This is a genomic window from Streptomyces sp. P5F9 (assembly GCF_057961495.1).
In genome coordinates, this window is the sequence record NZ_JBXVPZ010000321.1 from 1 (window position 1) to 11,323 (window position 11,323).

General features: G+C 68.3%; 10 protein-coding genes. 7 read left to right on the plus strand and 3 right to left on the minus strand.

All coding sequences use genetic code 11. The features are described 5' to 3' along the window. Positions 1-15: 15 nt before the first annotated feature. The gene (locus AC31A1_RS36050; protein ID WP_489657360.1) at positions 16-1,323 is read left to right on the plus strand and encodes an MFS transporter; all 1,308 of its coding nucleotides are present in this window, start codon (positions 16-18) and stop codon (positions 1,321-1,323) included. Here AC31A1_RS36050 and AC31A1_RS36055 read toward each other — a convergent pair. Both AC31A1_RS36055 and AC31A1_RS36060 read right to left on the minus strand, forming a co-directional pair. Continuing rightward, positions 1,289-1,897 carry a DUF1349 domain-containing protein gene (locus AC31A1_RS36055; protein ID WP_489657352.1) on the minus strand — a complete coding sequence of 203 codons (609 nt, stop codon included), beginning with the start codon at positions 1,895-1,897 and terminating at the stop codon, positions 1,289-1,291. The two genes, AC31A1_RS36050 and AC31A1_RS36055, sit on opposite strands and share 35 nt — an antisense overlap. Positions 1,898-2,028: 131 nt before the next feature. Continuing rightward, complete coding sequence (locus AC31A1_RS36060) at positions 2,029-3,558, minus strand: aldehyde dehydrogenase (NADP(+)) (protein WP_489657353.1); 1,530 nt, start codon at positions 3,556-3,558, stop codon at positions 2,029-2,031. A gap of 133 nt (positions 3,559-3,691) precedes the next feature. On the opposite strand from AC31A1_RS36060, the gene AC31A1_RS36065 reads away from it, so the two are divergent. The 3 genes from AC31A1_RS36065 to AC31A1_RS36075 all read left to right on the plus strand — a co-directional run bounded on the left by AC31A1_RS36065 (position 3,692) and on the right by AC31A1_RS36075 (position 6,488). Further along, on the plus strand, positions 3,692-4,465 hold the full coding sequence (locus tag AC31A1_RS36065; RefSeq protein ID WP_366494305.1) for an IclR family transcriptional regulator: 774 nt from the start codon (positions 3,692-3,694) through the stop codon (positions 4,463-4,465). 4 nt (positions 4,466-4,469) lie between these two features. Beyond that, entirely contained in the window at positions 4,470-4,943 is a 474-nt protein-coding gene (locus AC31A1_RS36070; protein WP_489657354.1) for a GNAT family N-acetyltransferase, read from the plus strand. Positions 4,944-5,030: 87 nt separating this feature from the next. Next, a complete protein-coding gene (locus AC31A1_RS36075; protein WP_489657355.1) occupies positions 5,031-6,488 on the plus strand; it encodes a peptidoglycan D,D-transpeptidase FtsI family protein in 1,458 nt (485 codons plus the stop codon). Positions 6,489-6,601: 113 nt separating this feature from the next. On the opposite strand, the gene AC31A1_RS36080 is transcribed toward AC31A1_RS36075, so the two are convergent. Further along, positions 6,602-8,053, minus strand: a complete 1,452-nt coding sequence (locus AC31A1_RS36080; protein WP_489657356.1) for an NCS2 family permease — start codon at positions 8,051-8,053, stop codon at positions 6,602-6,604. Positions 8,054-8,319: 266 nt separating this feature from the next. Here AC31A1_RS36080 and AC31A1_RS36085 point away from each other — a divergent pair, with 266 nt between their 5' ends. The 3 genes from AC31A1_RS36085 to AC31A1_RS36095 all read left to right on the plus strand — a co-directional run. Next, positions 8,320-8,886, plus strand: coding sequence for a SigE family RNA polymerase sigma factor (locus AC31A1_RS36085; protein WP_489657357.1), 567 nt, complete (start codon positions 8,320-8,322; stop codon positions 8,884-8,886). Continuing rightward, positions 8,883-9,740 carry a hypothetical protein gene (locus AC31A1_RS36090; protein WP_489657358.1) on the plus strand — a complete coding sequence of 286 codons (858 nt, stop codon included), beginning with the start codon at positions 8,883-8,885 and terminating at the stop codon, positions 9,738-9,740. Before AC31A1_RS36085 ends, AC31A1_RS36090 begins: the two co-directional genes overlap by 4 nt. Positions 9,741-9,859: 119 nt before the next feature. Further along, positions 9,860-11,323 (plus strand): rhamnogalacturonan lyase B N-terminal domain-containing protein (locus AC31A1_RS36095; protein WP_489657359.1); only part of this gene is annotated, 1,464 nt, incomplete at its 3' end.

Genomic DNA, 11,323 nt, shown 5'->3' on the forward strand with positions numbered 1-11,323 from the left:
CGCGTCGACCACCCACTGCAGTCCCGACATCCCGCCGCCCTCCTCGGCTTCGCGCTCATCACCCTCGACGCGTCCGTGGTGAACGTGGCGCTGCCGTCCATCGGGACCGCCCTGGGCGGCGGGATGTCGGGACTGCAGTGGGTGGTCGACGCGTACACGCTGTCCTTCGCCGCGCTGATGCTGTCCACCGGCGCCTTCGCGGACCGGGCCGGGGCGAGCCGCGCGTACGCGATCGGCATCACGGTCTTCACCCTCGCCTCGGCGGCCTGCGGCCTGGCCCCGAACCTGCCCGCGCTGATCGGCGCGCGCGTGCTCCAGGGCGTGGCGGCCGCCGTAGTCCTCCCGGCGTCCCTGTCCCTCGTACGACAGGCCTACGCCGAACCCGCCAAGAGGGCGCGGGCGGTGGCAACTTGGGCTGCGGGCGGCTCGGTCGCGGTGGCCCTGGGCCCGGTGGCAGGCGGCGCACTGACCACGGTCTGGGACTGGCGGGGCATCTTCTTCATCAACCTGCCGCTCGGCGCGGTGGCATTGGTGTTGCTTGTCCGGGCGCCACGTTCGGAGCGTCGGCCCGCACCGCTGGACCTGCTGGGTCAGCTGACGGCCGCGGTCGCTCTTACGGCGGTCACCTTCGCGGTGATCGAGGGCGGAGGTACGGGAGTTGTGGCTCTGCTGGTCGCGGCCGTCTCGGGCGCGGTCTTCGTCCGGGTCGAGCTGCGGCAGGCCCATCCGGTGGTGCCACTCGGCCTGTTCCGCAGCCGTACGGTGTCCGTGGCAGTCGCGGCGGGTGCGGCGTGCAGTGTCGCCTTCTACGGCGTGATCTTCCTCTTCTCGCTCTTCTTCCAGCAGGTACAGGGCCGTTCGGCGCTGTACGCCGGGCTGATGTTCCTGCCGATGACCGGTCTGATCCCGGTGACGAACATCGTGGCGGGCAAGCTGGCGAGCCGCTACGGCACCCGACTCCCCATGCTGGCAGGGCAGTTGCTGGCCGCGTTGGGCGCACTCGTCCTGCTGTACGTCGACGCGGGCACACCCCCGCTCCTGGTGGCCGTACTCCTCGTGCCGATGGCCCTCGGCTGCGCCCTGACGGTCCCACCGCTGACCGCCGTGATGATGGACGCGGTGGCAGCGGAGCGTGCGGGCCTGGCCGCCGGAGTCCTCAACTCCGCACGTCAGGTGGCAGGCGGCCTGGGCATCGCCGTGTTCGGGGCGCTGGTCTCCGCCGACTTCACGGCGGGCCTGCGGGAGAGCCTCGCGATCAGCGCGGCCCTCTTCGCGGTGACGGCCTTCCTCAGCTTCCGTCTCTCAGGTCGTTCGGCCAACTAGGTCTGAACTCAAGGTGGTCGTACGTCACGACACACCCCTCTCCCATCGGCGACTGCGTCATGAACCCGACGAGCGCAGCGTCCGTCTCCTTCTCGTCACCGAGGGTGAAAAGCCGGATGAAGATCCACCGCTTGCCATCACGAGAAGCGTGAAAGGCAAAGGCCCGCCCGGTCCGGCTAACGCGCAGCCAAACCGAACTACCGTCCACGGTAAAGGAGTTGGCGTCGTCCGAGTGCCCCCGAGTGACCACCGTGCAGACGGTAGGCACATCAGGCGAGTACTCCAGACAGAGCTTGGCCCAGGCCCGCTCCCCCACATGGACATACAGCACCCCGGCATCGAACGACCCCGCGAACCCGACGGTGACGCGGGCTATGAGCTGGAAGTCCCCGTGCGGCGCCCCGAGAAGACGGGGTGCATCGGAGGCGGGGTCCAACCCCTCCCCAGTGGGCGGTACGAAGCGATCCTGCCGGGGGCCCGCCCACCCCGTGAGCACACCGTCCTCGTAGGACCAGTGCCCGTCAGGCCCGTAAGTCCGGAGGGGAAAGGGCAGTTGGGAAAGTTCCAAGTCCATCAACTAATCATCTCAGCCCAAGGGGAGTGTTTTTAGGGGCGCGGGGCTGTATCGATTTGCGGCTCCGCCGCGTGGGCGCGACAAGCCACGACGGACCGTCAGACCGACAATCCACCTCACCCCCAACGGCGCTACCGCTCCAGATGCCCGTCATAACGCCGAGGCAGGCCCAGCGGATTGTCATCCCGAAGCTCCAACGGCAGCAGAGCCTCAGGCGTGTTCTGGTAAGCCACAGGCCGCACCCACCGCTCAATAGCCGTACCACCAACAGAAGTTGAGGTAGAGGTCGTAGCCGGGTAAGGCCCCCCGTGATGCTGCGCGGGCGCCACCGCAACCCCCGTAGGCCACGCATTGACCAACACCCGCCCGGCCAAAGGCGTCAGCTCCGCAAGGATCTCCGCGCCACGCCCTTCCCCGGCCGCCTCCCCCGCCGACAGATGAACCGTCGCCGTAAGATTCCCCGGCAGCCGCGACAGCACGGCGTTCGCCTGCGCGTCATCGTCATAGCGGGCCACCACCGTGACCGGCCCGAAGCACTCTTCGAGGAGCAGGTCGTACGCCCCCTCGGACGCCAGCTTCTCCGCCGGCACCGTCAGGAACCCGGGGCTCACCGTGTGCTCGCTGCCCGCGCCCGGCGTCACCGGGGACTCCACCTCGGGCAATCCGGCCCGCTCGGTGACGCCCGCGAGGAAGTTGTCGCGCATCCGGTGATCCAGCAGCACCCCGGAGTCCGTGTCGCTGACCGCATCGGTGAGGGACTTGACCAGCCCGTCCCCGGCGGAGCCGGACGGCACGAGCACAAGGCCCGGCTTCACACAGAACTGGCCGACGCCCAGGGTCATCGAACCGGCGAGCCCCGTACCGATCGCCTCGGCGCGCTCGGCCGCCGCAGCCTCGGTAACAACTACCGGGTTCAGGGAGCCCAGTTCACCGTGGAAGGGGATCGGGACCGGACGTGCCGCCGCCGCGTCGAAGAGGGCACGGCCGCCGCGTACGGAACCGGTGAACCCGGCCGCCGAGACCAGCGGGTGCTTGACGAGCTCGACGCCCGCCTCGAAGCCGTGGACCAGGCCGAGGACGCCGGCCGGGATGCCCTGCTCGGCGGCGGCCCGGCGCAGCACGCTCGCGACCAGTTCGGACAGGCCGGGGTGATCGGGGTGGGCCTTGACGACGACCGGGCAGCCGGCGGCCAGCGCGCTCGCGGTGTCGCCGCCGGCGACCGAGAAGGCGAAGGGGAAGTTGGAGGCCGAGTAGACGGCGACGACGCCCAGCGGCACCTTGTAGCGGCGCAGGTCCGGGATCGGCGGGGTCGCGGTGTCGTCGGGGTGGTTGATGACCACGTCGAGGAAGGCGCCCTCGTCGACGATGTCCGCGAAGGCCCTCAACTGGTAGCAGGTGCGAGCGAGTTCGCCGTTGAGCCGGACCGGTCCGAGCGCGGTCTCCGCGTCGGCGACCTCGACCAACTGGTTCTTGGCCGCTTCGAGCTGGTCGGCGGCACCGCGCAGGAAGGCGGCGCGGACCGTACGGTCGGCGAGCGAACCCCGCGCCGCGTGCGCGGCGCGGACGGCGGTGTCCACCTCCTGGGCTGTGGCCTCCACCGCAACCTGTTCACGCTGCTTCCCGGTTCGGGGGTCGACACTCCAGACTGGTGCTGCTGCCACCGCGGGTCCCTCCACACATGTAATGCCGCAGTTCTGGGTCATTCACCAGGGTCGTTCGATATGCTGAACGCTGTCTCTGATGATGAATATGCTCTCGGAGACTATTTCCCGTCGAACGAAGGGGTCAAGGGCGATGTCGGCAGGCGAGACAGGCGGCGGGGCACAGGTCAAGTCCGCGGTGCGGACGGTGGAGCTGCTCGAATACTTCGCCGGCCGGCCCGGTATGCACTCCCTCGCGTCGGTCCAGGAGGCCGTCGGATATCCCAAGTCCAGTCTGTACATGCTGCTGCGCACGTTGGTAGAGCTGGGCTGGGTGGAGACGGACGCTACGGGCACGCGGTACGGCATCGGCGTACGGGCGCTGCTGGTGGGCACCTCCTACATCGACGGCGACGAGGTCGTCGCGGCGGCCCGTCCGACGCTGGACCGGCTCTCCGACGACACCACGGAGACCATCCACCTCGCCCGCCTCGACGGCACGAACGTCGTCTACCTGGCCACCCGCCAGTCGCAGCACTATCTACGGCCCTTCACCCGCGTCGGCCGCCGGCTCCCGGCGCACTCGACCTCGCTGGGCAAGGCGCTGCTGAGCACGTACTCCGACGAGCAGGTCCGCAAGATGCTCCCGGAGACGCTGCCCGCGCTCACCGAGCACACGATCACCGACCGCGAGAAGCTCATCGAGGAACTCCACCAGGTCCGGGACCAGGGCTTCGCCGTGGACCGCGAGGAGAACACGCTGGGGCTGCGCTGCTTCGGCGTCGCGATCCCGTACCGCACCCCCGCGCGGGACGCGATCAGCTGCTCGGTGCCGGTGGCCCGGCTCACCCCCGCCCACGAACAGATGGTCAAGGACGCCCTGTTCGACGCCCGCGACCGGCTCACCCTCGCCACCCGGAGGCTCTGAACTCATGCAGGTCTCGCTCCGCCCCGTCCACGACAGTGATCTGCCGGTCTTCTTCCGGCAGACGAACGACCCCGAGTCCGTCCGGATGGCCGCCTTCACCGCGAAGGACCCGGCCGACAGGGACGCCTTCGACGCCCACTGGAAGCGCATCCGCGCCTTGCCCGGCGTGCGGAACCGCACGGTCCTCGCCGACGGCGACGTCGTGGGCAGCGTCGCGGTCTACGGCGAGCCGGGCGAGCGCGAGGTGACGTACTGGATCGACCGCGCCTACTGGGGCAAGGGCATCGCGACGGCCGCACTGCGCGACCTGCTCGCCGAGGAGCCCGAACGCCCGGTGTACGCGCGCGTGGCGGCCGACAACGAGGGTTCGCGGCGCGTGCTGGAGAAGTGCGGGTTCCGCGTCACCGGGCACGACCGGGGGTTCGCGAACGCGCGGGGCGAGGAGATCGACGAGCTGCTGCTGACGCTGGGCTCATGAACGCTCGATGAGCGGGTTCATGAGCGCTCGATGAGAAAAGCGGTGTAAGGGAACGATTCGTTCCCGTCCGGTCGTCTTCAGAGCGGGATGAACAAGACGATCAGGCGCACCTCCGTCTTCGTACTGCTCCTCGTTCTCGCCCTCCTGGTGCGGGCGACCTGGGTGCAGTTCTACGACGGCCAGGCACTCGCGGACGACGAGGACAACCGGCGGAACGCGATCGAGACATACGCGGACCCGCTCGGGAACATCATCGTGGCCGGGAACGCGATCACCGGCTCGGCGCGGACGGCGAGCAGCAGCGACCTCGCGTACAAACGCACGTACACGGACGGCAAGCTCTACGCGGCGGTGACGGGCTACGCCTCGCAGAGCTATGCGCCGACGCAGTTGGAGGGGATCTACGCCGATCTCCTCGACGGCACGGACAGCAGCCTGAAGACCGTCATGGACACGGTCACCGGCGCGCGGGCCGCCCCGGGCAACGTGGTCACGACGATCGACCCGGACGTGCAGAAGGCGGCGTACGACGCGCTCGGCGACAAGAAGGGTGCCGCCGTCGCGATCGATCCGACGACCGGCAAGATCCTCGCCGTCGTCTCGACCCCGTCCTACGACCCTTCGGCGCTGACCGACGCCAACACGGCCGGGACGGCGTGGAAGCAGCTCAACGCGGACTCCGACAAGCCGCTGACCAACCGCGCGCTGCGCCAGCCGCTGCCGCCGGGCTCCACGTTCAAGCTGGTCGTGGCGGCGGCCGCGCTGGAGGACGGGCTGTACTCCTCGGTGGACGAGAAGACGACGAGCCCCTCGCCGTACACCCTGCCGGGTACGGTCACCCCGCTGAAGAACGAGAGTTCCTCCGCGCCCTGCACGAACGCCTCGATCCGGGTCGCGCTCCAGTACTCGTGCAACACCGTGTTCGCGAAGATGGCCGTCGACCTGGGCCAGGACAAGGTCAAGGCGATGGCCGAGAAGTTCGGCTTCAACGACTCCAAGCTCGACATCCCGGTGCGGGCCTACCCGAGCGTGTACCCGTCCAACATGAACAAGTCGTCGACGGCTCTGACCGGCATCGGCCAGTACGACGTGACCGCCACCCCGCTCCAGATGGCCATGGTGTCCGCAGCCATAGCCAACGACGGCAAGCTGGTCTCCCCGCACATGGTGTCCGAGACCACCGACAGCGGCGGAGATGTGGTCCACAACTACGACGACGCTACGACGACGAAGCAGATCGTCAGCTCGGGCACGGCCCAGCAGCTCCAGTCGGCGATGCAGACGGTCATCACGGACGGCACCGGCACGAACGCCGAGATCGCGGGCGTCACCGTGGGCGGCAAGACGGGTACGGCCCAGCACGGCGAGAACAACGACCAGTCGCCGTACGCCTGGTTCACGTCCTACGGCAAGTCCGACTCGACGGGCAAGGAGATAGCCGTAGCGGTGGTCGTCGAGCAGTCGGACGCGGCAAGGTCGGAGATCAGCGGCAACGGCCTGGCGGCCCCGGTGGCCAAGGCGATGATGAAAGCAGCGTTGCAGTGATGCCCTTGTCTTTTGTCTTTTAGGGGCGCGGGGCTGTGTCTATTTGCGGCTCCGCCGCGTGGGCGCGACCAGCCACGACGAACTCGCGGCCGACCGCGCAGCGACCTCTACTTCTACTTCACACCCAGAATCTGCTCCACAGGGTCGATGGCGAAGTACACGAGGAACAGCGCCGACACACCCCACAGCAGCCAGTTGACCTCCTTCGCCTTACCGAGCACTGCCTTGATCACGACATAAGAGATGAACCCGGCGCCGATCCCGTCAGTGATCGAGTACGTGAACGGCATCGCGGCGATGGTCAGGAACGCCGGAATCGCGATCTCGTACTTGTCCCAGTCGATGTGCTTGACGTGGGTCATCATCAGGAACCCGACGGCGATCAGCGCGGGCGCGGCGGCCTGGAGCGGCACGATCGTGAGCAGCGGGGTGAGGAACAGCGCGAGCCCGAACAGCCCACCGGTGACGAGGTTCGAGAACCCGGTACGCGACCCCTCACCGACCCCGGACGCCGACTCGATGTACGCGGTGTTGGAGGACGCGGACCCGATCCCGCCGGCGACAGCGGCCGCCCCGTCGATGAACAGGACGCGCCCGATGTTCGGCACCTGACCGTCCTCGTCCAGGAGACCGGCCTCCGCGCTGATACCGACGATCGTGCCCATGGCGTCGAAGAAGTCGGAGAGGATCAGCGTGAAGATCAGCAGGACGACAGTGATCGCGCTGGTCTCGCCGAACGCGCCGAACAGGCTGAAGTGGCCGATGAGTCCGAAGTCGGGCGCGGCCACGATCTTGTCCGGCACCTTGGGGGTCATCAGACCCCAACTCTTGATGTCGGCAACGGAGTTGATGATGATCGCGAGGACGGTCATCGTGACGATGCTGATCAGGATCGCGCCCTTCACCTTGCGGGCGACGAGCGCGATGGTCAGCAGGACGCCGAGGCAGAAGACGAGGACGGGCCAGCCGGTGAGATGACCGACGGCGCCGAGCTGCACGGGGACCGTGGTCTCGGCGGCGTCCGGTATACGACTGACGAAGCCGGCGTCGACGAAGCCGATGAACGCGATGAACAGACCGATGCCGACGCCGATGGCCTGCTTGAGCTGTTGCGGGATCGCGTTCATGATCGCCTCGCGCAGCCCGGTGAGGACCAGCACGCAGATCAGGACGCCCTCGATGACGACGAGGCCCATCGCGTCGGGCCAGCTCATCAGCGGCGCCAGCTGGAAGGCGACGACGGCGTTGAGGCCGAGGCCCGCGGCGATCGCGAGCGGCAGGTTTCCGCCGACTCCCATGATGACCGTCATCACACAGGCCACCAGGGCGGTGGCGGTGACCAGCTGGCCGGTGTCGAGCGTGTGCCCGAACTTGTCCTTGGCGCTGCCCAGGATGATCGGGTTCAGGACGAGGATGTAGGCCATCGTGAAGAACGTGGCGAAGCCTCCGCGTACCTCACGGCCGAAGGTGGATCCCCGTTCGGAGATCTTGAAGAACCGGTCGACACCGTTCGCCGCCGGTGGTTCGGCACTTGGCCGGTCGGCCACCTTCTGTGACTCGGACATGCGGGTACTCCTCGTGGCTTCAATGATCGGTGCGCGGATGCTGGCTGGATTGTTCCCGCGTTGAACCTGTTTCAGGTTTTCCCCGTGTTACGGAATCGGGGCCGACCTGCTGTCCGTCCCTGGTCGACCTGTCAGATGCCGTTCGAAGGTCTGTACCAGAGTGGCCGATTGATCACTGCTACGCTCCGGATCTCGTCAGGGCCACCCCTGAATGATCACGTGTCATCTACATGACACCCACAAACCGCAGCGAGGAGAGGTCCGCCGTGGGCACAGTCGTCGACGACGCCGCCTCCGAGGAGTTCCACGCCTTCTTCGAACGCCACTACGGCGAACTGTCCCGCCTCGCCCACCTGTTGACGGGTGAGGCGGACGCCGCCGACGATCTCGCGGCCGACGCGCTGCTCGCGCTCTGGCACCGCTGGGACCGGGTGCGCGCCGCCGACCATCCCGCGGCCTACGCCCGTGGGGTCGTCGCCAATCTGGCCCGCACCCGGATCCGCAGCGCGGTGCGTGAGCGGCGGCGGGTCGCCCTGTTCTGGTCGCAGCGCGAGGAGAAGACCGAGAACCCGGACGTGGCCGGCGCGGTCGACGTCCAAGAGGCTCTGCGCAGGCTGCCGTTCCGCAAGCGGGCCTGCGTCGTGCTGCGGCACGCGTTCGACCTGTCGGAGAAGGACACCGCGCTCGCCCTCGGTGTTTCCGTCGGTACGGTTAAGAGCCAGACGTCGAAGGGCATGGCGGAGTTGCAGCGGTTGCTCGGTCCGCAGAGCCCTCCGCTGCGGATGCACGCGGCGCTGGCACGCGGCGGCGAGACCGGAGGGAGGACCCGATGAGGCACCAGGACGTGCACGACGACGAGTTGATCGCCCGGCTGCACGAGGCGGCCGAGGGACACGAACCCGACCGCTCCCACATCCTGGCGCGGCTCGAACGTGGCATGGCCGCGCAGTCCCGCCCCGACCACCGGGCCACCCGGCCGCCCGTGTTCGGCTGGGTGCGGGTGGTCAGCGCCACGGCCGCGGTGGCGAGCGTCCTCGCGGTCGGTGGCTACGCGGTGGCGTCCGCGGTGAAGAGCAACACCCCCGCCGAGCAGACGGTCTCCGTCTCGCCGACGCCGACGCCCACTCCGTCACCGGACGCGACGAGCCGTAACCCGGTCAAACCGGTTGCCCCGAGCCCGAGTTCGGGTTCCGGCGCCACCTCGCACAACTCTCCCAAGGCGAGCACCTCCCCCACCGAGTCCGCGACCGCCTCGCCCTCCACGCCGGTACTGCCGCCCGCCTCCGGTACCCAGGACGGCCCGCTGTGGTCGGACGGCTCGATCGACCCGGACAGCAACGACTTCTGGGCGCAGAGCGACATCACCCTGAAGACGACCAAGCAACTCACCGCACTCACCGTCCAGTTGAAGGTCAAGCAGACCGGCGGGGTCACCTCCACGGGCGCCTGGCGCTCGCTGCCCGAGGACGACTTCACACTGACGGTGGCCGAGCAGAACGGGTTCTTGGTCTACACATGGGTGCTCAAGGAGGGCCGTACGGTCGCGGTCGGGGACTGGGTCTTCGCCGGGCAGTACAACCATGAGCGCGGCGGCCGGGACGCCAAGGACGACAGCTACTCGGCGGCGGGCACGGCGGCCGGCCAAGAGCTGTCTGTGAAGGGCGACTTCGCGGCGCAGAAGTCGTAGCAGACGGTCGTAGAGAGCGGTCGTAGAGAAATCTTCGGGCGGGCGGCAACCCTTTCTCCGCCAGTGACGACCAAGAGGCGCAAGGTTCCTCTCGCACGGAGTCACACGGAGCAAGTCGCTTGAGCACGCACAAGAAGCACCTCACCCGCAGACGGGTGCTCGGGGCCTCCGCGATCGGTGTCGCCGCCACCGGCGCGGCCGTCGCGGGCGGTACCGGTCTCCTCTCGTCCGCCTCCGCCGCCGCGTTCGGATACACCGACGACGGCTCCAACTACGTGATCAACACGGGCAGTTCACTCGTCCTCAAGGTCTCCAAGTCGACGGGTGACATCACGTCCCTCGTCTACAAGGGCAAGGAGTACGAGGGCTACGGCGGCATGCACTCGCATGTCGAGTCCGGGCTGGGCTCCTCAACGGTCACGATCAAACAATCGGGCTCGACGATCCTGGTGAAGGTCGTGCACGGCGCGATCACCCAGTGGTACGCGGCCCGCAGCGGCGAGAACAACGTCTACCTGTGGACGAACAAGGCGGACGCCTCCTTCACCGCGACGCGGTACATCGTCCGCGTGAAGCCGGGCGTGTTCCCCAACTCCGGTTCGGATGCCTGGGATTCGACCACCGACACGATCATCGAGGCCGGCGACGTCTGGAAGCACCCCGACGGCACGACCCGCTCCAAGCACTACTCGGGCAAGCGGACCATCGACTACGACCACGTCGGCTTCACGACGGGCTCGGTCGGCCTGTACCTGGTCCGCTCCAACCACGAGAAGGCGTCCGGCGGCCCGTTCTACCGCTCGCTGCTGCGCCACTCGAACGAGGGCGGGGCCGGGCTGTACGAGATCCTCCACTACAACGAGGCCCAGACGGAGCCCGAACGCTTCGGTCTTCAGGGCCCGTTCGTGGTGACGTTCACAGACGGCGGCACCCCGTCCCGCTCCCTCTTCGCGGCGAACCTCGACACCTCCTGGGTGGACCCGCTCGGCATCACGGGTTGGACAGGCAAGGCGGGGCGGGGGAAGGTGGCAGGGGTCGGCCTGAAGGGAATGGACGCCAAGTACCCGTACACGGTGGGCTTTTCCAACGCCGACGCGCAGTACTGGGCGAAGGCGGCGTCCGGTACCGGCGCCTTCTCCTGCAAGGGGATGCTCCCGGGGACGTACACACTGACCGTCTTCAAGGGCGAACTAGCCGTCCACACAGGGCAGGTGACGGTCACGGCAGGCGGTACGACATCGCTGCACACCCTGACCATCACCGGCGACCCCTCCACCGCGTCGACCGTCTGGCGACTCGGCAACTGGGACGGCACACCAGGGGAGTTCAAGAACGCCGACCTGATGACGTACGCGCACCCCTCGGACGCCCGCGCGTCCAAGTGGACCGGCAACGTCACGATCGGCGGCGGGGGCGAGGCCGCGTCCTTCCCGGCGTACATCTGGAAGGACGTCAACAACGGCGTCCTGGTCTACTTCAAGCTGACCGCGGCCCAGGCCGCCGTAGCGCACACGCTGCGGGTCGGGGTGACGACGGCGTACATCAACGCCCGCCCCCAAGTCACCGTGAACGACTGGGTTTCG